Source organism: Natronogracilivirga saccharolytica, assembly GCF_017921895.1.
In the GTDB taxonomy this organism is placed as follows: Bacteria; Bacteroidota; Rhodothermia; order Balneolales; family Natronogracilivirgulaceae; genus Natronogracilivirga; species Natronogracilivirga saccharolytica.
In genome coordinates this window covers 171,501-194,836 of sequence record NZ_JAFIDN010000006.1, presented here as the reverse complement: position 1 = coordinate 194,836, position 23,336 = coordinate 171,501, and the positions used below count along the sequence as shown (strand labels likewise).

The window sequence follows — 23,336 nt, the reverse complement described above, 5'->3', positions numbered from 1 at the left end:
TTTGTGACCGGAGAGGTACGTCTATCTATTGCGGTCTGCAGGAATTGCCATAGATAACACAACAGAGTCGTTGAGAAATACCCATGGCAGAGCATAAGCCCTGGCACACAGGCGTATGAATAAAACTGTCATGGCATTTCACTTAGTGACCTTCGGTCATGTGGCAACACAAGACAAAAACTAAACACCTGAATAAAATGAATGGATCAGAAAATTGTGCCGGCTTTCACTGAATGCGTATTTTAAACATATTCACTATCTGAACAGATGTAACATCTCTGATGTTATACATCTTTGGCATATGGACACTTAGTTATTTTCTACCAACAGATTACCACATTACCTTAGCATGACGTCAAAGGAAAATAAGAAAGCCGGAAACTGGCACAGTTTGGACAAGGAGGAGGCGGTATCAGCACTTGATACGGATCCAAAAAAGGGACTCACTTCCGAAGAAGCAAGCAAAAGACTCGAAAAATACGGCCCCAACAAGCTTCCGGAACAAAAAAAGAGGGGACCGGTGATGCGCCTTATCATGCAGTTTCATGATGTGCTGATCTACATCCTTATTGTCGCTGCTGTAATGACGGCGCTGATGGGTCACTGGATCGACACCTGGGTTATTCTGGCTGTTGTTTTGATCAATGCGGTTATCGGTTTCGTGCAGGAAGGAAAAGCTGAGCAGGCACTGGAAAACCTGAAGAAGATGCTGTCCCTTGAAGCAAAAGTGATACGGGACGGCAAGGAAAAGACTGTTGAAGCCGAAGAACTGGTGCCCGGTGATGTGGTACTGCTGGAATCCGGCGACAAGATTCCCGCAGATCTCAGATTTACTGAAACAAATGATTTTCAGGTGGAAGAGTCGGCGTTGACCGGAGAATCAGAACCGGTAACAAAAACGGCAGACCCGGTTAGTGAAGATGCGGTAGTAGCAGATCAGGCTTCCATGGGATTCAACAGTACCATGGCGACTTATGGAAGGGCGGCTGGGGTTGTAGTTGAAACGGGCGGCGACACAGAGATCGGCAAAATAAATCAGATGATGAGCGAGGTTGAAGAGCTCACCACACCCCTGCTCCGTCAGATAAAAAGCTTCGGGAAAAAACTGTCGGTTGCCATACTTCTCATGGTAGTCGTTATGTTCGCGGTAGGATATATTTTCCATGATTTTGAGATAATGGAGCTGTTTCTTGCTCTGATTGGCCTTGCAGTAGCATCCATACCCGAGGGACTGCCGGCCATTGTGACAATCACACTGGCACTTGGGGTCCAGACAATGGCTTCAAGAAATGCGATCATCCGAAAACTTCCGTCCGTTGAAACATTAGGTGCCGTCACGGTCATCTGCTCGGACAAAACCGGAACGCTCACAAAAAATGAGATGACCGCAAAAACCATCTATGTTGATGGAGGGTTTTATCAGGTAGAAGGTTCCGGGTACAAACCCGAAGGTGCGATAAAAAAGGAGGGTGAAGAAGATGCCCTGGAAGAAGAGGAGATAAAAAAGAATAAATTGCTGGGACGCCTGCTGCAGACATCGTGGTTGTGTAATGAAGCTACTACAGAAGAGAAAGACGGGGAGTGGACAGTAAACGGAGATCCTACTGACGGGGCGTTGCTCACACTCGCCAAAAAGTCGGGAATCAGCACGGAAGATTTTGAGCATCTGGACTCCATCCCCTTTGAGTCAGATCACAAGTACATGGCCACGCTCCATCAAAATGGCGATGAACGCATGATTTTTGTCAAGGGTGCACCCGAGCGAATTCTTGAGATGTCATCAGCAGTATGGACCTCAGACGGAGAAACATCCTTTAATCAGGAGGAAATGCAGTCCCTTACCGACGATATTGCTGCAAAAGGAGAGCGTGTAATTGCGCTGGCTGCAAAAAAGGTGGATGATTCGGTCACGGAAATCTCACGGGAGGAGCTTGAGGATAACATCCTGCTGCTCGGATTTGTCGGGATAATTGATCCTCCCCGGCCTGAAGCGGTTGAAGCTGTGAAAAAGTGCAAAGAGGCGGGAATCCGGGTAAAAATGATTACCGGTGATCATGCCATTACTGCGCGGGCAATTGGTGAGCAGCTGGGAATATGTGAAGGGAAGGAGGCGATAACAGGGCAGGATATGGAAGAGACCTCCGATGAAGAACTGGTGGATATGGTAACCGATTATGACGTATATGCCCGCACCACCCCGGAACACAAGCTTCGCATCGTGAAAGCACTGCAAAAAAGGGACCATGTAGTGGCAATGACCGGAGACGGTGTTAATGATGCCCCCGCACTGAAACGGTCAAGCGTGGGTGTTGCGATGGGAATAAAAGGAACTGAAGTTACCAGGGAAGCAGCCGAAATGGTTCTGGCTGATGATAATTTTGCATCTATAGCGCGGGCGGTGGAAGAGGGCCGTGCTATATATGACAATCTGAAGAAAGCGATCCTTTTTCTTCTACCTACTAACGGGGCTCAGGCGCTACTGATCATAACAGCTATTCTTCTGGGTATCACTCTGCCCGTAACACCGGTTCAGATATTGTGGGTCAATATGGTAACAGCGGTTACCCTGGCACTGGCATTGCCGTTTGAGCCGGCAGAGGCGGGTATTATGAAACGCAAACCAAGACATCCGGACGCTCCGATCATTGACCTGTATTTCGTATGGCGGTTGCTTTTTGTATCGGTCATCGTTGGCGGTTTAACGCTTGGTACGTTTTACTACCTGTATCTGAACGGAGCGGAAAATGAACTGGCCCGGACCGCCGCGATCAATGTGCTCGTCCTTGGTCAGCTGTTTTATCTGCTCAGTTGCAGAAGTCTGCACAACTTTGCATTTGGATCCGGATTTTTCAATAACAAGGCACTTTTTCCGGCAATTGGAGTACTTGCCGTACTTCAGCTGGGATTTGTCTACGCTCCATTCATGAATACCTGGTTCAGTACCGATTCAGTTAATGGAATCTATTGGCTATGGGCCCTGGCGGCCGGAGTGCTGACCTTCATTCTGGTTGAGCTCGAAAAGTTTGTCTTCAGGTCAAAGGCCGGTTAACGGAGGCAAATGGCACTAGTGGTGTTTCCCAGATAGTTATATCTTTGCAGGTTCCCGGGGTAAGAAAGTTGTGAGCATTTCGCCTTTTGACGTAACTGTGTTGCGGGGCAGGGTGTTTCGCAGTCCCCAAAGGTAGTAAGGGTTACCACTTGCAGTATACGTAGACAAAATAGTAACTCATGGCGATAAACAGTCCGCCTCCGACGATATTTCCGATGGCAACTACAGTGAGACTGGTTATTACCTGAAAGTACGTGAAAGTGATCTCATAGACTTCCCCCTGACCGTCCTGTAAAAAAAGGAATGAGAGAAAAAAGTAAAACATATTGCCTGTTGCATGCTGAAAACCGATGGCTGTGACCGCTGAAAGGGGGAAGATAAGTGCAATGAACTTATCTGTGACGGATCTTCCGGCCATGGCAAGCCATGCTCCGGCACAAATGAGCATGTTTCCGAAAAGCCCCTGAATGAACATTTGAGGAACACTAAAAGAGAGCTTTTCAGAGCTTTGAACAAGGGTTTCTTTTGCCAGTTGTCCGTCAAAAAGGTAGCTCTGTCCGGAAAAGAAAAAAAGAAGGACTACTCCGGAAGCTCCCAATATATTGGCAATCAGAACGACAGACCAGTTTCTCACCAGTTCCATAAGCCGGATTTTTCCGGAGGCCAGACTCATTACAGCCAGATTGTTGGTCGTGAAAATTTCGGCACCCGTGATAAACGCAATGATATAGCCCATGGAGTAGAGGAAGGGGCTGACAATGGCGGCGGTGCTGTTGTCTATGGAAGGACTGGCAAGAACAATAATGTGATAAAGCGCACCAAGAGAAATAAAACTGCCGCCCAGCAAACCGAGCATCATAGTGGCAACTGTCGGGAAACGAACTTTTTTTACACCTACATGCACCACCTGGTTGGCGACCTCCTCAGGGGAATAGGCGTCCAGGTTTAAAACGGGATATCTGGAAGAGGTGCTGTGATTATTTGAATACTTATCGGAGTCGGTCAATGTATATAAAAAATGTGATGTTTTGCTTTAGTAAAAACCGGAATCCCTGATCAAGTGAGGTTTATTTTTTTTATGAAAACATTCTTGATGCCTGGAAAGATACGTATAAATCACATTTCTTTTCAAAAAAGGGAAAACCCTTCGGGTACATAAACCACACACGGACGCTCAGTTTTATCAGTGAATGATCGTGACTGGATAAATCAATATTAACGCATTTACCAGGTCATCATCAGCCGGCCGAAACCACCATCAAAGTGAGAACGTGAATCAGACTTCATGTTCAGCCGGCCGATGTACATGTCCCCGTCAACGTCGTACGACAATCCCATGAAGAGGCAGGCACGTGGTGAAAACCGATAGCCGAACAGCAGTGTTACACGCTCATTGGTTTCGACGAGTGACCAGGGATAGTTTTCCTGATATGCGAAGCCGGAAATGATGCCAAATTCTTCACTTATGAATGTGTCACTTGTAAAATCACGGTAATCCGCATTCCATTCAATGCCACCAAGAAATCCTCTCATTTCCGGCATGTAGAGAATACGGTTTTTCATCATGATCCGGTTTTCCCGGAAAACAAAAGGATAGATCTGGTAGTTGAATTGACCCCATTGCCAGAACACTTCGCGATGCTCGTCCTTTTGATTGTCCCGGACATTGGCACGGAAAACCCAGTTTTGAAATTGAACTCGTCCTGTTTGTAAACCCAGAAATACCCCGAAGCGGCTCTGAACTTGACTGTTTCCATAATCGATGGGTTCCGTGTAGTTGTCTGTATAGTTCTCACGGGCAAACCATGAATATTTGTACTGCCATGTAAGAGCAGCAGTTATCCAGTCTGCGGACCATTCGAGAAGCGTCCCGGCGTAATGACTTTTTTGCCGGTCACGGGTATTGATATCAACCCTGCTTTGTGCCCCGACCTGAGTCTGCGACCGGGTCAGGATACCTGCCATGGCCTCACCGCGCCATCCTGACCACTCGGGAGAGGAAGCCCTGAAAGAAAACAGTACCGGCCGGCGATGGTACTTGCGGCTCTCATCAAAATCACGGTCTCGGCTTTTGCTTAGAGCATAGATGGCATTGTTGCCGTAATCCAGTATATTGGATTCCAGCTGTATAAAGCCATACCCCGGTCTTCCGTGCCGGTAAAACAGCGCTACATCAAGATCGCTTTTTTCTTCGGTCAGGGTTTGCCGGATGCCCAAGGTTCGTCCATTTCGCAAATTGTAATCGAAGCCAAGCCAGAGCAATCCCCGGTCTGACCGCATATCAGAGCGGCGATGAACGTGAATATTCATGTCCATCCGGTCAGATAGTTCCAGCCGGTTCCGTAAATCATAACTGGTGAGGAACTTGCCAAGGTTCATGCTTCCTGTATAAGCGCGAAACCCGTCCTCTCCGGAGTAATACCATTCGTAGAGGTCAACAGTAGTAAATTCATAGGTATGCAGGTCCAGATCGTGCTCTTTGGGCATAAGGGGTGTCACATATCGGTAAAGCCCCCGGTCATAGAACACGCCTCCGTAACTGTGTGAAGGGTCATGGATCATCATGCGGACCCACTCATCCCAGCCGAAAAGAGTGTTGCGTGTCCGGGAGGATGCGGGCCCGGCAGGCAGAATTGTCCAGAATATTGTCAGGATCAGCAGCGCCAGGAAAGTGAAGACAGATCTACGGAATGTTACAGACGATAATGTATAGAGAATCCATCCCGGGAAGACATCATCCCGGACAGGTTTGGCATAAGTGCCAATCAGTCCGCTTTTCGGCGGCGCAGCAAGTGGCGGTAATTTTCTGTACACCGGGTTTCCTGATTAGAGGCTGCGTCAAAAATTCCCTGGGAAAAGCTGTGCAACAATATTTACATCTTGGATCTAAAGCCTGTAAAGAGACGGGATAATGCAGGACTTACATATGAGGTGCACATAGGGTCCGGTCATTACACCAAAGGGCAGAATGATTCATATATCTATTTTAAAAACGTGATTTGAATGAAACTATTGGAAGTGCTGGACTGTACTGTTGAAATACCCCTGACCGGACATCGTTCAGGACGCATAGTCGTTGAATCAAATGCATTTATTGCTAAACCGTATTTTATCCGGCCCGGCTGAACAGGAAATCTTCAGCACCTGATTTGCCCCTCATTTTCGCTGCCATGCAGAGACCATCTGCAGTTGCCCGGACTTATCCGACGTGAGCGTTGCCGTCCAGGTATACGTCTTCGGCCAGGATTTGAACACCTTGCCAACAGTATAAAGAAACCGGAGAGACCACTTGCTCTCATTCGGTATCCATCCCCGGGAAGGGGTCATGCTGATGCGGGTTACTCCGTCCCGTTTCCCGACCGTATAAACACCGCCGACTTTTCCGGTGGAAGGATGCCCGTGGATCTCAAAGTCGCCCCCGGACTCAGTGCTGTCAGCAAGTGACAACACATCCGGAAACGCAGGAGTAAAATTCAGACTCACTTTATGATGCTTGTGGCACCGGCTGATGCTTTTGATCCCGGTTTTTCCACCTGCTTGAATCAACTCATAACGGGTGTCGCCCGTATTGGCATACCCATTATCAGAAACTTTCAGTGGATTAAGCTTTCCATTGAAAGCGGGGTTCATGGTTACAATAAGCGGATCGGCACTGTACCGCGCAAAATACATCCGGCGAAAGTCAAGCGGCATGGGGAGTGTATCCGGCCGATGGTGACGACCGCCGATCCTGACGCTGATCCGGGTATGTGAGCGGCGGACGAAATAAAAATCGTGCAGCAGCACCAGCGGCATGGCTGATGGGCTTTCTGCCGCATCACCCATCGGTGCAAGCAGTCCGAACGGTTTCCGCCTGGCGGGATGAGCCTCCGAAACAGTGACTTCAACCGGACGCCCGTCGATATCCTCAAAAGCAAACCACGTCTGTGCGCCGCGGTCATCCACCTCCAGATAAGCCCCTTCCAGCGGATGCTCAATCATGTGTGCAAGTCCTTTTCCGGCGATGTCATATCTGGCGGGATCGGGCTGCAATTGGGGCTGATGGTACACATCCACCCGTCCGTCAGTTCGCCATGCGATGACCAGGATACCGCTGCCGTTGATTTCATCGTCAAACACCTGCGGCTCAAACCCGATATAGAGTGAATCCGGATCGTTTTCAATGTTGATGAGCAGCAGACGTTCCATCGGGTTTATCACCAGCTCGAAAGGAGTGCAGATGAAACCGGCGTCGGCTACGGATAATGCCGCATCGCTTTGGCGTTCTTGAGAAGAAGGGTACGTGGACATTGATGGCGGGATTAATCATGAAAGTTGAATGATTCAGATTCGAGCTAATGTTTAAGGGACATCAGGTTCCGGCTCTGCCTGTTCCGTAAGTGCCATTTCCGTCAGTTCCATGCATTTGTCCCAGACTTTGGCAATCACCTCATCCCGCCGGGCATAAAAGGGGATATAGCCTGCACCCAAAGACTGCCTGATATCCATGAGTAATCCCGGTTTTTCCGCTGCGGGTTGCATGATTTCCAGGCGGTGATTGATCGCCTGTCCGGTTACATTTCTGAATGCTTCGGAAGTGCAGATCTCATAATAGCAATTTGCCGTGAACTCAGGCGGACGGAAAAACAGGTTCTGGATCCGGGCGATTGCTCTCCAATTGGGTTTCATTTTGTTGAGCGTTTCCTTTGACATCGTTGCTCCGTTGATCTGAAGGTAATTCACCTTGATTCCGGACTCTTTGAATTCACCGGCCATTCTGCGGGTGAGCATCAGCAGTGCCATCTTGGAGTTACGATAGGTGATATAGACACTGTGATTGCGGTTTTTGCCCGCTTCTCCCTGCAAATCGGAAAAATCAAGCTCCTTTTTGGGATTAAAAAAATGTTTGATGATATTGCTTCCGGCATGCAGAATGCGCGGGTCGTCGGATCCGGCCAGCAGCTCCTTGAGGATCATGGTCATCAGGAACGGGCCAGCCGTGTTTGTGGCGAATGTTATCTCTATTCCATCCTGAGAAAGTTGATAGGGCGCGCCGTGGCTGACGTAGGCGGCGTTGTGAATAAGTATATCCAGGGAGCCGTACGTCTTCTTGAAGGATGAACAAAATGACCGGATCGACCCGAACGAGCCCATATCCACAAATTCGGGAAAGACGTTCTCACTGCCGGAAGTTTGCCGTACCTCTTTGAAAGCCAGCCGGCTTCGCTCAGAGTCCCGGCACGCCATAATGACGGTATGTCCTTCGGATGCAAATCTGATGGCGGCGGCCTTTCCGATTCCCGAATTGGCCCCGGTAATAATAACCGTACGCGATTTCATTGTTTATCCCCCCATGTAAAAAGTTTTACGGAAAACGGTGCATCCGGTAAGCCGATGGAATACGTGTCCGGCAGCCTGATATCGTAATTTACGTATAAACGTTTGAGCAAGGGTAATCTGTATGGATATACCTTGGCTTCTGTCTGACATCAAATCTCTCACTTCACATGATGCCGGGTCTGGGTCACCCCATCTGGGCGCAGCACGGCTGGCCGCGTCTTGAGGAAAAACATATAACTACATACTTTATTAACATGTGGTTCTTAGTTTTGCACTGGCGGACGGGATGATCGACCAATACAGATCAACTAATATTTACCGGCATCCGATTTTTGTCCGGCCGGAATGCTGAAATTTTTCAAAGCCGGTCATAATTACATACAGTCCCATTTTCAGAGTATGATTAATCGGTTCCTATATCGAATCGTTTTTGCTTCCGGATTGATCCTGTGCTCCATCAGTCCGGCCCATGGCCTGACAAATGATCCGGCGGATGCGATCGATGAAACACTCTCCCGTCTGCATGACTTTGGCCTGTTTAACGGCGTGGTCCTGGCGGCAGACGGCGATGATATCATCTATCACGAAGCATTCGGGACGGCCAGCTTCGAGTGGGATATCCCGAACACCACAGATACAAGGTTTAAAATAGCTTCCATCACCAAATCATTTACTGCCAATCTGGTCCTGTGCCTTGTTGAAGCTGACAAGCTTGCTCTTGATGACGTCATTACCGATTTCCTGCCGGATTATCCCGCCGGGCCCGGTAATCGCATCACCATCGAACAACTGCTGGTTCAGACAGCGGGTATTCCCGATTACCTGGAGCTGCCCGGGTTCCTGGAAGAAAAAGCGATTCATGAACATGACCGCTATGAGTTTGTAAAACACTTTTCTGAACTGGAACTTGAGTTTGAACCGGGTACGGACTGGAACTACGGTAACTCCGGATATTACCTGCTCGGACTCATCATTGAGCAGGCCAGCGGCCTTACCTATGAAGAAGCGCTGCAAAAATACATTCTGGAGCCGGCAGGACTGGAGGACACCGGGTACGCTGCTACGGGAAAAATCATAGAACGGCTTGCGGAGGGTTATGAAAGAACACCGGCCGGATATGAGCGTGCACCTTTTTTCCACTCAAGCGCCGGCTTTTCGGCGGGTATGATGTACTCAACAGCGAAAGATCTTTTCAAATGGACGAGGGCGCTGTTTGACGGCCTGTTGCTCGAGGATCAGGAATATCTGCAAAATATGGTTACACCCCAGAAAGAGGACTACGGATACGGTGTTTTCATCGGAAGCCAGCGTATCGGGTCTAAAAATGATCTGGTGGTGAGTCACTCCGGCAATATACACGGATTTTCTTCTCAGCTGACATACTTCGCGTTCAGCGACTATACATTGATCATTCTGGACAATACCAAACAGTGTACCTCGCGAACCTATTTTGCACTGCGTGATTTGCTGTTCGGGCTTTCTGCATCTGTTGAAGTGAGAGAACCGGTTTCCCATGTATTGGGAAGTGTGATTGAGCAAAGTGGAATCGAAGAAGCCATATTATTTTACAGTGAACTGAGAGAAGAGCGCGGCGATGAATGCGACTTCAGTCTGAGTGAGTTCATCCGGCTCGGCGATTTTTATCTGGAGAGGGGACAGCCGGAGACAGCGCAAAAGATATTTGAACTCGCAATCACACTGTATCCCGAAACCTCAAGGCTCGAAGATCGCCTGGAAAAGATTCAAAGCATTCCGTAAGCTGTCTCAGCAATTCCTTTTGTTATTCCGGTATATGTTTGATATTTATGCGGATGTGTTATTGCGGTTTTGTCCGCCGTTTTCGCGTAGCACAATCGTTCACCCCGCCGGGCACCGGCTAATCATCTTAATAACCCGGATTCAATCAACATTCAATCAACTAATAACCGAATCAATCCGAAATTATGAATGATCCGACACCATACGCCGCAGGATGGGGAACACTTTCGCTTATCAACGCCGGTTTGGCACAAAGCAAAGGACGGAGCGGATTGGCCTGGTGGCTGATATCGCTGCTCATTGGTCCGGTCGCAACCTTCCTGATCGTAGTTTTGAAGCCTGTTGAGAAAAAGGAATTCTAAGGCTCATTCGTCCTTGATGCAGCGGACAGAGAGACCCGACACCCGGCCGAAATCTCGTACGTGGGCAGGCACACTGAATTCCAGTGACTGTGCGTGGCTATCGGATACGGTACTCGACCAATAGTGGCCATAAGGGGCACCGGTAGAGAAGATCGAACCATTGCTTTTGCGCCAATCCAAATTATACTCACTGCTGCTTGTGATAAAATGCCCGTGGCCAGGCTGGTCAAAGCGGCTTAATGCGGAAATAGTTGAAAAGGGGGTCTCCTGGTGCCCGTCGGCCGGGCGGCCCCACTGGTATCTGTCGCCATAACCCTCGGGGTCGACGGGAGAGGTCGCCACGCGCGAAGCACCCAGATTGCGATCCATCCAGATGCGTCCTGTTTCAGGATTGGTGACATCGACCACCTCGGTTTCGGTATCCCTGGGCCAATTGCCATTATTACCATTGATGGAATCATCGTCGTCCGAACCAAATATCCCGCAGCTGGTCAATACGAATACAGAAACTAAGCATGCAAATGCAGCGTAAGCGATCTTTTTCATAGTTTTCTTTTAATAGTAAAAATAACTTCAGCACTTTAGGCTGGAATGAAATATTAAGATTTCCGTATGAACTGTTTTGACATATAATAACCAGTTAAGTTTCTGATCGCTGCATACCGTGATCGACAATAATTTGTCATGGTTCAAGTTTTATAGGTATATTTCAAACTAGACAGTCTAGACATATATAAATGGCATGAAAATCAAAAAGTGGCACTTACAAGACGCCAAAAACAGGTTCAGCGAGTTGGTTCGCAAAGCTTCCGAAGATGGACCTCAGTTTGTCAGTAAACACGGAAAAGACTCTGTGGTCGTCCTTTCCATTGAGGACTATCGCAAACTGGACCGTCCCGGAAACTCACTTGTCAATTTTTTGCAGTCGTCCCCTCTCAACTCTGTCGAACTTGATACCAGAAGGGACAAATCCTCTTCACGCGATGTTTCGTTATGAGCTTCCTGATTGACACCTGCTGCATCTCTGAACTCACAAAAAATCAGCCAGAGCCAAATGTAAAAACCTGGTTTTCCGACAACGATGAAACCGAAATGTATTTAAGTGTTATTACTTTCGGGGAGTTGATTAAGGGCATCGAAAAACTATCGGCATCAAAGAAAAAGACCACACTTGTTAACTGGGTCAATAATGATTTTAAGCAAAGGTTTCGAAATCGGGTTCTTGACGTTACTATGGCTGAGGTAAAAAAATGGGGCGAGATTCAGGCATTCTCTGAAACCAAGGGTACACCTCTACCGGCTATTGACGGCTTAATTGCAGCAACGGCTCTGGTCCATGATTTAAGTGTGGTGACAAGAAATGTCAGTGATATGAAACCATCTGGAGTTCATATCATTAATCCTTGGGAATTTTCTGGTACCGAAACGTAACATTGTGTTTCAACCGGACAGGCGGACTGATTTTCGCCAGTCTTTTCTGTTCATAATTACCGCCTTCCGGTAAAACACTGGCCGTTGGAGAGCTTCATTGATTTGCAGTTTTGATGTAATGCCAATAGGGAAGTACTCCTTATCACGGGATATAGTAATCTAATATTTGTCTCCAGACACTCAGTGGCTATATTGAGTCTATGAGAACTTTTTACCTTGATACATCCGTTTTTGGAGGCAAATTCGATGATGAATTTGCTTTTTGGACAGATAAATTTTTTGATCGTGTGTTTCAAACTGACATTATCCTCCTGTATTCAGATGTTATCGACGATGAGCTCTCTTCTGCACCCGATGACATTACCAGTTTTGTCAACTCTATTCCTGACAATAGGTTGCAACATGTAAATCTGGGTGAAGAAGCCGTAAAACTGGCAAAAAATTACATCGCCGAGAACGTTGTAGGTCCATCAAGTATGGCCGATTGCTTCCACATTGCGATTGCAACAATCCAAAAAGCAGATTTGCTCGTAAGTTGGAATTTCAAGCACATTGTAAACATTGAGCGAATTCAAGGGTATAATTCGGTCAATCTTAAATTCGGATATCAAACGTTGGAAATAAGAAACCCTCGTGAATCTTTTGATTATGAAGACGACAACTGAAAAAAAATTTGATTGTGTAAAAACAGTCCGTAAAGAGCGTGATCGGATCGCGGCCGATACGAAGGGAAAGTCTGCCAAAGAAATTCTGGACTATTTCCGGCAAAGAAGGCAAAAACATTCGGTTCGCAGTAAATAATATCCAAAAATAAGATTCCTGAAATTAGAAGCCCATCCTTAATCAGCTCTGTAACATATATATGGCCTCCATTGTCAACAGGCAATATTCATCCCTGACCAGTAAAGAATCCTTTCCGGCCTAAGCGATTCCGCTGTCTTTTAACAGTTTTGTACTGCAAACAATTTTCAGAATCGGTTTTACAGTTCATGTGACTGCACCAAACATATATAGAGGCTCAACGGTTGACGTGTCCGGAACGATTCCGGCACTCACCGGCCCAAGGTCTATTGGACGGCCATAGAAAATATTGCGTTCCCTGAACCCGGATGATCAAACGTTTGGCTATGGCAATCATCCGCCATTCCAGTTATGGTGCATCTCGGAGCAGGGGCAGTACACACCGATACCTCAGTTTATTTGGCTGTTTATCCGACATCAAAAAAATCCAGGGCAGCTGCCGCACCCAATCAAGCGGTGCGAGTTCGGTGTTGCGGTCGATTGCGTCGGGATATGATCGATCAATGCCGTCTCGAAACGTATGCTCTCCGGCAACTGTTTTACCGATAGATGCCATAAACGATATCCATTAACGATCAACATTAAACAAGACGATTATGAGTAAAAAAATGAAGGCGTCCTACATAGCAGCGTTTGGCGGACCGGATTCGGTTACAACCGGAGAACTGGACCGGCCGGAACCCGGGGAGGGAGAAGTACTTGTCCGTGTGAAATCGGCAGGCGTGAACCCGGTTGACAGCGCAATAGTCCGTGGAATGCTGAAAGATTTTATTCCTTCGGAATTTCCGCTGATTCCAGGATGGGATGTGGCGGGGGTTGTGGAAGCGCGCGGACATGCTGCACGGCGTTTCAGCGAAGGAGACGCGGTATATGCATATGCGCGGAGACCGTTGATTCAGCACGGAGCCTTTGCCGAATACATCTCGCTGCCCGAAAGCTACCTGGCGCACAGCCCGACAAATCTCACCACGGAAGAAGCCGGGGGTATTCCGCTGGCCGGACTTACGGCCTGGCAGTCACTGTTTGATGCCGGCAAGGTGCAGAAAGGAGATACGGTTCTGATCCTCGGAGCATCCGGAGGCGTAGGCACGTTCGCGGTCCAGTTTGCGAAATGGAATGGGGCGCGGGTGATCGGTGTGGCAAGCAGCAAAAACCACGACTACCTGAAGGAGCTTGGTGCTGATGATACGGTGGACTATAAAGAGGGACACGTAGGGGAAGCTGTGGAGAAAATTGTCCCGGCCGGTGTGGATATGATCTTTGACTGCTCAAGAGGCGAGGCACTGGCGCAGAGTATGGATACGCTGATAAAAAATGGCAGGCTCGTATCCATCACGAACAGCAACCCGGACAGGCGGTCCGACATCCGGTTTCAGTATGTGTTTGTTGAGCCGAATGCGCGTCAGCTGGAGCAGATAAGTGAATTGGCGGACAACGGCGAACTGAAAGCGCCGGTGACAAAGGCATTCCGCCTGGAAGAAGCGGGCAAGGCGCTGGAGCAGGTCGAATTACTGCATACCAGGGGCAAGATGGTGATAACCCCGTAAGGCGGATAAGGACTACTATCATCATGAGGTGATGGGACAGCCCGGATGGGTCATTTTGCTACCTTACTTCTAAAGCTTGACAACAAGTACGGATTAACGTACGTTATTGATTATGATGGATAACATAATTAAGTCCACACTATTATGAAGACATTAACTGCGACCCAGGCTCGTAAAGAGATTTACCGGCTATTGGATGAGGCTTCTGAAACTCATGAGCCAATTCAAATTACAGGTAAGAGAACCAATGCGGTACTTATCAGCGAGGATGACTGGCGTTCGATTCAGGAAACACTCTATCTGTCTTCCATTCCTGGAATGCAGGAATCCATAATTGAAGGACTGCAGACCCCTGTTGAAGAAACCGATGAAGAGCTTGACTGGTGAGTAAATACAAACTCGTTTACACAAAACAAGCAAAAAAAGATGCCGGAAAAGCGGCTTCTTCAGGGTTAAAGCCCAAGATTAAAGAGTTATTGGAAATAATTAAAGAGAATCCTTTTGAAGAATATCCTCCTTATGAAAAACTTATTGGGAAATTAGAGGGGGCGTACTCCAGGCGTATAAATATCCGGCACCGATTGGTCTACCAGGTACTCGAGAAAGAAAAAATTGTAAAAGTGATTCGTATGTGGACTCATTACGGTTGAACTGGGAGTGTAACACGCATTGCTCTTAGCCAGGACTCATGAATCCTGCAAAATATCGTATTACAAGGCACACCTTTGCAAAAGGCTGACTCCCCTGTATTTTATTTCATGCATGCTTATCCGGCAAGCAGCACCACCCCAAGTACCGTCAACGGGTCTTTAAAATGTATCGATTAACATGCAAGTGTCACAATCCGGGAAGTTGCAAAATCCAATCAGCTTGTTCAGAATATCAAGGTTAAAAAAATGTCATTTTTCGTCCCAAAATAACAAAAGCCCTGCATTGCTATAATGTATTGCAACACAGGGCTTTGTATTCGGGTACGCACGGGAGGATTCGAACCCCCGACCTTCTGATCCGTAGTCAGACGCTCTATCCAGCTGAGCTACGTGCGCATTTTTGCCGAGAATTCAAAGATAAGAGGTTTTTGAGAATAACACAATAAAGGGCTGAGCCGGAATGTGTCTCCCCCGGTCAGCCCTTATTGCAAATTGCCGTCAGTGTATTCTTAGTAACGGTACATTTCGGATTTGTACGGGCCCTCTTTCGGGACTCCGATGTATTGCGCCTGCCCATCATTCAGTTCGTCAAGCTCCACGCCGATTTTCTTCAGGTGGAGACGCGCTACTTTTTCATCCAGGTCTTTCGGCAGGACATGCACACCAACTTCGAAGTCATCGGGACGCTGCCAGAGTGCCATCTGAGCCAGTGTTTGATTGGTGAAGCTGTTGCTCATCACGAAACTCGGATGACCGGTAGCGTTGCCCAGATTCATGAGCCGGCCCTGTGACAGAAGGATGATTTCGCGTCCGTCATCAAAACGGAACAGGTCAACCTGGGGCTTGATGTTGATCTCTTCGGCATTGTCTTTCAGCCATTTGACGTCGATTTCGTTGTCAAAGTGACCGATGTTTCCGACAATAGCTTTGTCTTTCATGCTCCGGAAGTGAACATCGGTCAGGATATCCTTGTTGCCGGTTGCGGTAATGACCACATCGGCCTCTTCCACGGCATCGGCCATCTTTTTGACTTCGTAGCCGTCCATGGCAGCCTGCAGTGCACAGATCGGATCTATTTCAGTGACGATAACGCGGGCTCCAGCACCGCGCAGGGAGGCAGCCGAGCCTTTGCCGACATCACCGTAACCTGCTACAACGGCGACTTTGCCGGCCATCATCACATCGGTGGCACGACGGATGGCATCCACACAGGATTCTTTGCAACCGTATTTATTGTCAAACTTGGACTTGGTTACGGAGTCGTTGACATTAATAGCCGGCACAGGCAGCGTTCCGGCCTTCATGCGATCATACAGTCTCAGTACACCTGTCGTGGTCTCTTCGGAAATACCGTTGAGTTTGCTTGCCAGTTCGGGGTAATTGTCCAGAACCATATTGGTGAGGTCGCCGCCATCATCCAGAATCAAATTGAGCGGCTGGCCATCCCTGAAGTAAAGGGTCTGTTCAATGCACCAGTCGTACTCTTCCTCGGTCATGCCCTTCCATGCGTACACCGGTACCCCGGCTTTGGCTATTGCTGCCGCTGCATGGTCCTGGGTCGAGTAAATGTTGCATGATGACCACTGGACATCTGCGCCGAGTTCAACGAGTGTTTCGATGAGCACTGCGGTCTGGATCGTCATGTGCAGACATCCGGCAATGCGTGCTCCTTTCAATGGTTTCTGCGGGCCAAATTCCTCCCTCAGGGCCATAAGGCCGGGCATTTCGGCTTCTGCAAGCCGGATCTCCTTCCGGCCGTATTCGTGCAGGGAAATATCTGCAACTTTGTAAGGCAACTTCTTCTCTTTTACAGTCGTCGTCATAAAATCTCAGTATTAGGTTTATAGATGTTTTTCAATAATTTCGCGTGTTTTCTCATAATCGAGTTCCGGTCCCTGCGTACCAAGGACGGACTCAATGTACTCGCCGCCCGGGCTCACATAAACTTTGTAGGGAATGCTTTGCACATTAAAATCCTCTGCCAGCTGTTCCCCGAATACAAATGCAAAATCATAGTCATTGTTTGCGACAAACTCCCTGACCTGCTCTTCGGAGTCCATATAACCGGGTGAAACGGCAAGAACGACAAAATCGTCCGGATAGTCATCCATCAGCTCCTGCAGTGTGGGCATGCTTCGGATGCACGGTGTACACCAGGTTTCCCAGATGTCGATGAGCACGGTTTTTCCCTCAAAATCATGGATGGTCACCTCACCTCCGTCAAGGTCGGTGAATACAGCATTTTGCAGAATCTCCGTAGCATCAGCAGATTCCGGCTGGCTGCTTTCCGTGGAGGAGGCCAGTTTAAAACCAGCAATGACCAGTATTAAAAGCGCAACAACGCCGACAGTTCGTCGCATAGTAGAAGTCTTAAGTATGAGTAATTTGATCAGTCCAGATCAGCACAGATATGTGATTTCGTATCACATAAACGCAAAATGATCCGGAATCGTGCCGGAGGTAAGACCGTCTTCCGTATTAAGACGGTATAACCTTTCAATATAAATAAATCCGGTCAGAAATTCTGAAGCCCGATTCCCTGACAAATATCATGATAAAGTAAATAGTTAACAGATAAAGCAAGCCGTTATCAGGAAAAAGAAGGCAGCCAAAGCATGCAGGCCGACGCAAATCTGCAGCAAGAGTCTGATTTCAAGGGTACATATTTTTGGTTATCGTGAGTTATGGAGTCTATGTTATTTTTTTGTTATTTTTTAATGCTTGATTATGCAACAATTTTTCATAAGGGCAACACCGTCATGAAGGTTGCATCGGATCGGGCTCTTAAAGTTTACTTTTGCTGTGGTTGCTTAGCAACGGTTTTTATACAGCATATTGCTTTGATATTATTTACTTATATAAACACAGAGATAGTATAGCGCAGGAAATCATGGGTGTCGACAGACTGCAAAGACAACGTTTCGAGCACAAGTACATCATAAATGAAGATGTTGCACTCGGGATACGTGACTTTGTTTCGTCGTATCTGGACCTGGACAGCTACGGAGCGACGCAACCCAATCTTTCGTATCCCGTGCACAGTCTCTATCTGGACTCGCCCGATCTGCGTACCTATCAGGAAACCATTAATGGTGACCGGAACCGTTACAAGCTGCGGATTCGATTTTACGAAAAAACAGATGATTCACCGGTTTATTTTGAGATAAAGCGGCGGCATGACAAGGTAATTGCAAAAAAACGGGCTATTGTCCACCGGGAAGCCGCTTATGATATGACGCGGGGGTTCATTCCGGACAGGGACAGCCTGGTGAATCCGACAGCAGAACAGCTTGATGCGCTGCACGATTTCACCCGGCTTGTTTACCATCTGAATGCCGGGCCCAAAGTTCATGTGGCCTACTACCGCGAGGCCTGGGTTGCCGACGGTTCCAACAAGATCAGGGTTACCATCGACCGCAAGGTCCGCAGCGAGCCGGAAAATCAAATCACATTTTCATCCCGGTTGAAAAACCCGAGATATGTCTTCGGTAACAACCTGGTACTGGAACTCAAATTCACTAATCGTTTTCCCAACTGGTTCAAAGACCTGGTACAGGTGTTCGGATTGCGTGCCGGCAGCGCAGCGAAGTACGTGGACGGCATCGAGAACATGGGAGAACAACAATTTTTCAGGGCGTATGTGTAACACATCGCCCGCATAAAGTTTTAAACCGTAATTATGTCAGACTGGATTTACCTCGGCGATGTAGCGCCGCTCCCTACCGACTTTTCGGCGCTCATCATGGCGCTGTTGCTCGCCTTTTTGTGCGGACAGCTTCTGGCCTGGGTGTACATGTACACCCATTCCGGACTCTCATACTCCCGCACGTATGTGAGTTCACTTATACTCATACCTATTACCGTTGCACTGGTCATGATGGTGCTGGACAACAACCTGGTCACCGCATTCAGTCTGATGGCCGTCTTTGCCATCGTACGCTTTCGTAATATCGTACGTGATACTCTTGATACGGTCTATATTCTCAGCCTGATCGTTATCGGCATGGCCTGCGGGACCCAGAAATTTTCAACCGCACTGATCGGGACGTTAATTGCTTCATCCGTGCTGATCTATATCTGGTTTACATCTTTCGGGAGCCGGCAACGCTATGATCTCATACTGAATCTGCACTGGTCCGAATCACTGAAAAAACTCAGCGAACTGCAGCAGTTGCTGGAGCGCCACTCCCTGAAGGTGCATATGGCAAGCCAGCGCTCCGTGAGAGATGACGAAGGGGCCGACCTGTCCTACAGGCTGCTGCTCCGCGATCCGTCCCGCATCCAGGATCTGCTTAATGAGCTGCAGGCCAATACCGCTGTTTCCCGTGTAACCACAATGAAAGCCGAAGAAGAATCGGAAGTCTGACCGCATTACCACCATGGCAAATAATCACGAAAAAATACCGGTGCCTCCATCCCAACGCTGGAGAGAAATCCGGGTTCGCATCATCCCCTTCGCAGTTTTTGTAGTCGTAGCCGGTGTAGTTGCCTGGCTCTGGCAAGACCGTATGGACGCCACTACCATGGTCGGACGCGTTGTCGGGCAACAGGCAGAAGTTCGCAGCCCGCAGGCCGGCGCGCTATCGGAAATTACAGTACAGGATTTTGATTCCGTTTCAGCCGGTGATCCGGTCGGCAGGCTTATAACAACCGATCCAAAGATCATGGAAGCCGAGCTCGCCGTCGTCCTGGCCGAACTTGAGCTGACGCGCCTGTCCATGGATCCCTTCGCCGATCAGCAGCGAAACATTCTGAACTATGAATCCATGCAGATGGATCTGATGGAAAACCGCGCACGCCTGGCTATGGCCACCATACAGAAGCAGCAGGCCGAACGGGAACTGCAGAGAGTGGAGCGGCTCGATGAGCTTGGTCTGACTACCGACGAAGCTGTGGATGAGGCCAGGACCGAATTCCGGTCACTGGAGCAGGAGGTTGAAGTGATTGCGCAGCTGGTTGACCGGCTGGATGAACGCCTTGAGGCTATTGACCTTGACAGAGTCCCCGAACTTTGGAAAGAAGATGATCCGCGTGCAGCGGCAATCAAGGTACACCAGCGGACTATCGAAAAAATTGAAGCCGAAATGATGCCTGTTACGCTGGAGGCGCCGGTGAGCGGACAGGTTTCCGAGGTGCTGAAAAGTAACGGCGAATTCGTAGAACAGGGCGATATCGTTATGAACATCCAGTCACCCACTCCGGATTATATTATTGGCCATGTTCGTCATCCGGTATTTGTGAAACCGGAGCCCGGAATGGAGGTGCTGGTCAGAAAACAGACCCGCGATCGTGAAGAGGCTATAATGGTGGTGGATCAGGTCGGTGTGCAAATGGAGACGATTGAAGAGTTAAGCCAGCTGTTTCCCGAACAACCATTCGAAACCACCGGTCTGCCGGTGCGCATCCGCATCAACCGGGAGCTGGACCTGATGCCCGGCGAAATTGTTGATATGCGGCTTATAACTCGTTAGTTTTCGGGATGACGATCTCCCCGATGCCCCGCGCAGCCCTCATCTCCCTGCTGATCCCGTTTTTTTTCACGTTTCTGTCCGCCCGTGCAGAATCGCAGACTCCGCAAGAAGAGCCAGAGTCGAACATGATACCCGTCGTAATCAATGAGGTCCAGGCTTCCAACAACGAAACTATCGCAGATGAGGACGGCGATTATGAGGACTGGGTGGAGCTGTACAACCCGGGTTCCGATACCGTCTGGCTTGGCGGCTTTGGCCTCTCCGACGATTATGATAACCTTTACCGGTGGGTCTTCCCTGAAGGAAGCCACATCGGTCCGGATGAATTTCTGCTGGTCTGGGCATCCGGCAAGGATCGGCGTGATCCCGAAGCGCCGCTTCATGCCGGATTCAGCATACAATCTGAAGGCGAAGAGGTTATACTGAGCTATTTCACGAATCTTCCCGGCCGCAACACTCCCGTCATCGACGAACTGGAGCCGACCCCGATCCCGTCTGACTATTCTTTCGGCCGTTACCCGGACGGAACCGAAAACTGGTTTCTATTCCCTGAGCCAACTCCGGGGGCACCAAACACGACATCACCGTATGAGGGAATCACATCCGGTCCCGCTTTTTCCCGGGATCCGGGATTTTATACAGACGCGTTTCATTTGTCGATAGAAACCGAGGATCCGCATGCGCGCATTCATTACACACTCGACGGATCGGAACCGACAACAGACTCGCCGGTATACGGCGACTCCATCCTCATTGAATCACGGGAAGGGGAGCCAAACCGTTTGTCAACCATACCAACAAGTCCGGGGCCGCCGGAAGCTCCGGCACACTGGCAGCCACCTGACGGACCGGTCTTCAAAGGGAATGTTGTCCGGGCCATTGCCGTGCGGGACGGGTACCGCCAAAGCGATCCGGTTTCAGGGACATGGTTTGTGGATCCCGCTGGTGCTGACCGCTACAGCTTCCCGGTTCTGTCCATCGTGACCGACTCGGTCCATCTTTTCAGTGACGAAACGGGATTGTTTGTACCCGGTGACAAATACGATCCGGATAACCCGGTTGGCAGCGGCAATTATAACGAACGGGGCCGGGAATGGGAACGGCCGGCACATCTAACGTTTATTGACGGCACGCCGGACAATGATTCCGGCACGTACGGATTTTCACAAAATATCGGTATCCGAATTCACGGCGGCGCAACACGGCGATACCCGCAGAAATCCATACGAATCTATTCCCGCAGCGATTATGACTGGAATCCCGATATTACCTGGCCTCTGTTTCCCGGCAACACGAAAACCGGCTCCGATCAGCCTCCGGACAAATACAAGCGGCTGATATTGCGCTCATCCGGTGACGACTGGTTCCACACGATGTTCAAGGATGCCATGGTTCAGTCGCTGTACAGTGACCGGAATGTCGATCAGCAGGCTTACCGACCCGCGGTGGTCTTCATCAACGGCGAATACTGGGGCATTCACAACATCCGTGAGCGGTACGACGGCTGGTATGTGGAGACCAATTACGGCATTCACCGTGATGATGTGGTGATTCTGACCGGAAATGCCGAGGTGAACCGGGGCAATCCGGATGACCGGGATCACTATCTGGAAATGAGGGACTATGCCCGTGACCAGGACCTGTCCGATCCGGATCATTTTGATCATGTAGCCGGCATGATGGATGTCGAAAACTATCTGAAGTATCTGATGATGAAGGTATATGCAGCCAATGCGGACTGGCCGCACAACAATATCCGTTTCTGGCGAAAGCGTACTGATGAATTTCGTCCGGATGCGTCTTACGGTGCGGACGGCAGGTGGCGCTGGATGATTTTTGACCTCGATGCCACTTTCGGATTTCCATATGGCGGTGAAAATGCATGGTGGGCTGAATATGATCACAATATGCTTGAATGGATCACGGGAACGGGGAATCCGAGGGCCCCTTCTGAGTGGGTTAATGATCTGTTTGAAGGATTGATTGAAAACGAGGAATTCCGCCGGCGCTTTGTCAATCTGATGGCTACGGACCTGAATACCCGGTTTGCATCATCGCATGTTTCAGAACGGATTGACGCATTCCGTAAATCCTACCGGCCGGAAATCGAAGAACACATACGGCGTCATCAGCGAAGCGCCGGAGGAAGCCCGGATGGATGGAATGAGCACATTGACGTCATGCTTGAATTTGCAGAAAAACGCCCCGGCTATATGCGGTCTCACATTCTGGATCACTTTGATCTGGGCGGAACAGCGGACCTGAATATCGCTGTTCAGGGTGGGCTCGACGGTGAAACAGCCGGACATGTACGTTTGGACAGCACGGATATTCGTTCCGGGACGCAGGGTGTTCCGGACGATATTTCGCAGTGGACAGGAATGTACTTCAACGATATTCCGGTGGATATAACCGCTGTTCCTGCAGAGGGTTACATTTTCATAGAGTGGCGTGACCAAAACGGCCGGCCGCTGGACAGAGAAGATATCAGATTTGAGAATGGTTCTTCTCACACAGGTGCCGGGCTTCGCTGGTATCCCGAAGATGACATGGAGATTGTTGCTGTGTTCGGTCCGGCAAAGACGGATGCAGACAGGGAGGACAGTGAAAGTCTGCCAAAAACATTCCGTTTACGTCAAAATTATCCGAACCCGTTTAACGATCAGACCAATATTCCATTTGAACTTCCGGAACGTTCCGGTGTGGTTCTTGATGTTTTTACAGCTGACGGAAGGAAGGTAAAGCGGACAGATAAAGGCGTACTTGAACCTGGAACGCATACTTTGCATTTTAACACAGCGGGAATGGCAAGCGGTGTTTATCTCTACAGGATGAAATTCCGGCCGGAAACAAGGTCTGAGACTATACAAAAGTCCCGGAAAATGACGATAATACGTTGACCATCCGAATACGCAATGCCCGTTTTGTCCGTTTCAATTTCACTGTTA

20 protein-coding genes and 1 tRNA gene are annotated in these 23,336 nt (G+C 49.0%); 13 read left to right on the top strand and 8 right to left on the bottom strand.

Features of this window, described 5'->3' with window-relative positions; genetic code table 11:
• Positions 1–349 precede the first annotated feature (349 nt).
• A complete protein-coding gene (locus NATSA_RS09435) occupies positions 350–3,049 on the top strand; it encodes a cation-translocating P-type ATPase (RefSeq protein WP_210511998.1) in 2,700 nt (899 codons plus the stop codon).
• Between the two features lie 142 nt (positions 3,050–3,191).
• Here NATSA_RS09435 and NATSA_RS09430 read toward each other — a convergent pair whose 3' ends face one another.
• The 4 genes from NATSA_RS09430 to NATSA_RS09415 form a co-directional block, all read right to left on the bottom strand.
• Positions 3,192–4,055, bottom strand: coding sequence for a formate/nitrite transporter family protein (locus tag NATSA_RS09430; RefSeq protein ID WP_210511996.1), 864 nt, complete (start codon positions 4,053–4,055; stop codon positions 3,192–3,194).
• A 218-nt stretch (positions 4,056–4,273) separates the two neighbouring features.
• Entirely contained in the window at positions 4,274–5,863 is a 1,590-nt protein-coding gene (locus tag NATSA_RS09425; protein WP_210511995.1) for a hypothetical protein, read from the bottom strand.
• Between the two features lie 342 nt (positions 5,864–6,205).
• The gene (locus NATSA_RS09420; RefSeq protein WP_210511994.1) at positions 6,206–7,339 is read right to left on the bottom strand and encodes a hypothetical protein; all 1,134 of its coding nucleotides are present in this window, start codon (positions 7,337–7,339) and stop codon (positions 6,206–6,208) included.
• Positions 7,340–7,390: 51 nt separating this feature from the next.
• The gene (locus NATSA_RS09415) at positions 7,391–8,368 is read right to left on the bottom strand and encodes an SDR family NAD(P)-dependent oxidoreductase (protein WP_210511993.1); all 978 of its coding nucleotides are present in this window, start codon (positions 8,366–8,368) and stop codon (positions 7,391–7,393) included.
• Positions 8,369–8,767: 399 nt separating this feature from the next.
• Here NATSA_RS09415 and NATSA_RS09410 point away from each other — a divergent pair, with 399 nt between their 5' ends.
• Together NATSA_RS09410 and NATSA_RS09405 are read left to right on the top strand one after the other, a co-directional pair.
• Complete coding sequence (locus NATSA_RS09410; RefSeq protein ID WP_210511991.1) at positions 8,768–10,126, top strand: serine hydrolase domain-containing protein; 1,359 nt, start codon at positions 8,768–8,770, stop codon at positions 10,124–10,126.
• 185 nt (positions 10,127–10,311) lie between these two features.
• A complete protein-coding gene (locus NATSA_RS09405; protein WP_210511990.1) occupies positions 10,312–10,488 on the top strand; it encodes a hypothetical protein in 177 nt (58 codons plus the stop codon).
• A 3-nt stretch (positions 10,489–10,491) separates the two neighbouring features.
• Here the strand turns inward: NATSA_RS09405 and NATSA_RS09400 are convergent, their stop codons facing one another.
• Positions 10,492–11,034 (bottom strand): fibrobacter succinogenes major paralogous domain-containing protein, encoded by a 543-nt coding sequence (locus tag NATSA_RS09400; protein ID WP_210511988.1) that lies wholly within the window; start codon positions 11,032–11,034, stop codon positions 10,492–10,494.
• Between the two features lie 196 nt (positions 11,035–11,230).
• On the opposite strand from NATSA_RS09400, the gene NATSA_RS09395 reads away from it, so the two are divergent.
• The 6 genes from NATSA_RS09395 (at position 11,231) to NATSA_RS09370 (ending at position 14,917) form a co-directional block, all read left to right on the top strand.
• Positions 11,231–11,485, top strand: coding sequence for a type II toxin-antitoxin system Phd/YefM family antitoxin (locus tag NATSA_RS09395; RefSeq protein WP_210511986.1), 255 nt, complete (start codon positions 11,231–11,233; stop codon positions 11,483–11,485).
• Entirely contained in the window at positions 11,482–11,919 is a 438-nt protein-coding gene (locus NATSA_RS09390; protein WP_210511985.1) for a type II toxin-antitoxin system VapC family toxin, read from the top strand. Before NATSA_RS09395 ends, NATSA_RS09390 begins: the two co-directional genes overlap by 4 nt.
• Positions 11,920–12,119: 200 nt before the next feature.
• Complete coding sequence (locus tag NATSA_RS09385; RefSeq protein WP_210511983.1) at positions 12,120–12,584, top strand: PIN domain-containing protein; 465 nt, start codon at positions 12,120–12,122, stop codon at positions 12,582–12,584.
• Between the two features lie 732 nt (positions 12,585–13,316).
• A complete protein-coding gene (locus NATSA_RS09380; protein WP_210511981.1) occupies positions 13,317–14,267 on the top strand; it encodes an NADP-dependent oxidoreductase in 951 nt (316 codons plus the stop codon).
• Positions 14,268–14,411: 144 nt separating this feature from the next.
• Entirely contained in the window at positions 14,412–14,654 is a 243-nt protein-coding gene (locus tag NATSA_RS09375; protein ID WP_069133237.1) for a type II toxin-antitoxin system Phd/YefM family antitoxin, read from the top strand.
• The gene (locus NATSA_RS09370) at positions 14,651–14,917 is read left to right on the top strand and encodes a Txe/YoeB family addiction module toxin (protein ID WP_210511979.1); all 267 of its coding nucleotides are present in this window, start codon (positions 14,651–14,653) and stop codon (positions 14,915–14,917) included. Before NATSA_RS09375 ends, NATSA_RS09370 begins: the two co-directional genes overlap by 4 nt.
• Positions 14,918–15,239: 322 nt before the next feature.
• Here the strand turns inward: NATSA_RS09370 and NATSA_RS09365 are convergent.
• From NATSA_RS09365 to NATSA_RS09355, 3 genes are all read right to left on the bottom strand, one after another.
• A tRNA-Arg gene (locus NATSA_RS09365) sits at positions 15,240–15,313 on the bottom strand.
• Positions 15,314–15,426: 113 nt separating this feature from the next.
• Positions 15,427–16,740: an adenosylhomocysteinase gene (ahcY, locus tag NATSA_RS09360; RefSeq protein ID WP_210511977.1), complete on the bottom strand. Its 1,314-nt coding sequence runs from the start codon at positions 16,738–16,740 to the stop codon at positions 15,427–15,429.
• An 18-nt stretch (positions 16,741–16,758) separates the two neighbouring features.
• On the bottom strand, positions 16,759–17,277 hold the full coding sequence (locus tag NATSA_RS09355) for a TlpA family protein disulfide reductase (RefSeq protein ID WP_210511975.1): 519 nt from the start codon (positions 17,275–17,277) through the stop codon (positions 16,759–16,761).
• 530 nt (positions 17,278–17,807) lie between these two features.
• Here NATSA_RS09355 and NATSA_RS09350 point away from each other — a divergent pair.
• From NATSA_RS09350 to NATSA_RS09335, 4 genes are all read left to right on the top strand, one after another.
• Positions 17,808–18,563: a polyphosphate polymerase domain-containing protein gene (locus NATSA_RS09350; protein ID WP_210511974.1), complete on the top strand. Its 756-nt coding sequence runs from the start codon at positions 17,808–17,810 to the stop codon at positions 18,561–18,563.
• 33 nt (positions 18,564–18,596) lie between these two features.
• Positions 18,597–19,283, top strand: coding sequence for a DUF4956 domain-containing protein (locus NATSA_RS09345; RefSeq protein WP_210511972.1), 687 nt, complete (start codon positions 18,597–18,599; stop codon positions 19,281–19,283).
• Between the two features lie 13 nt (positions 19,284–19,296).
• Entirely contained in the window at positions 19,297–20,388 is a 1,092-nt protein-coding gene (locus tag NATSA_RS09340; RefSeq protein ID WP_210511970.1) for an HlyD family secretion protein, read from the top strand.
• Between the two features lie 125 nt (positions 20,389–20,513).
• The gene (locus tag NATSA_RS09335) at positions 20,514–23,288 is read left to right on the top strand and encodes a CotH kinase family protein (protein WP_210511968.1); all 2,775 of its coding nucleotides are present in this window, start codon (positions 20,514–20,516) and stop codon (positions 23,286–23,288) included.
• Positions 23,289–23,336 lie beyond the last annotated feature (48 nt).

Bases quoted from the DNA above. Each gene is read 5' to 3' on its own strand.
- NATSA_RS09435 (WP_210511998.1), top strand. From the start codon at position 350: ATGACGTCAAAGGAAAATAAGAAAGCCGGAAACTGGCACAGTTTGGAC.
- NATSA_RS09420 (WP_210511994.1), bottom strand. From the start codon at position 7,339: ATGTCCACGTACCCTTCTTCTCAAGAACGCCAAAGCGATGCGGCATTA.
- NATSA_RS09415 (WP_210511993.1), bottom strand. From the start codon at position 8,368: ATGAAATCGCGTACGGTTATTATTACCGGGGCCAATTCGGGAATCGGA.
- NATSA_RS09410 (WP_210511991.1), top strand. From the start codon at position 8,768: ATGATTAATCGGTTCCTATATCGAATCGTTTTTGCTTCCGGATTGATC.
- NATSA_RS09405 (WP_210511990.1), top strand. From the start codon at position 10,312: ATGAATGATCCGACACCATACGCCGCAGGATGGGGAACACTTTCGCTT.
- NATSA_RS09400 (WP_210511988.1), bottom strand. From the start codon at position 11,034: ATGAAAAAGATCGCTTACGCTGCATTTGCATGCTTAGTTTCTGTATTC.
- NATSA_RS09395 (WP_210511986.1), top strand. From the start codon at position 11,231: ATGAAAATCAAAAAGTGGCACTTACAAGACGCCAAAAACAGGTTCAGC.
- NATSA_RS09390 (WP_210511985.1), top strand. From the start codon at position 11,482: ATGAGCTTCCTGATTGACACCTGCTGCATCTCTGAACTCACAAAAAAT.
- NATSA_RS09385 (WP_210511983.1), top strand. From the start codon at position 12,120: ATGAGAACTTTTTACCTTGATACATCCGTTTTTGGAGGCAAATTCGAT.
- NATSA_RS09380 (WP_210511981.1), top strand. From the start codon at position 13,317: ATGAGTAAAAAAATGAAGGCGTCCTACATAGCAGCGTTTGGCGGACCG.
- NATSA_RS09375 (WP_069133237.1), top strand. From the start codon at position 14,412: ATGAAGACATTAACTGCGACCCAGGCTCGTAAAGAGATTTACCGGCTA.
- ahcY (WP_210511977.1), bottom strand. From the start codon at position 16,740: ATGACGACGACTGTAAAAGAGAAGAAGTTGCCTTACAAAGTTGCAGAT.
- NATSA_RS09355 (WP_210511975.1), bottom strand. From the start codon at position 17,277: ATGCGACGAACTGTCGGCGTTGTTGCGCTTTTAATACTGGTCATTGCT.
- NATSA_RS09350 (WP_210511974.1), top strand. From the start codon at position 17,808: ATGGGTGTCGACAGACTGCAAAGACAACGTTTCGAGCACAAGTACATC.
- NATSA_RS09345 (WP_210511972.1), top strand. From the start codon at position 18,597: ATGTCAGACTGGATTTACCTCGGCGATGTAGCGCCGCTCCCTACCGAC.
- NATSA_RS09340 (WP_210511970.1), top strand. From the start codon at position 19,297: ATGGCAAATAATCACGAAAAAATACCGGTGCCTCCATCCCAACGCTGG.
- NATSA_RS09335 (WP_210511968.1), top strand. From the start codon at position 20,514: ATGATACCCGTCGTAATCAATGAGGTCCAGGCTTCCAACAACGAAACT.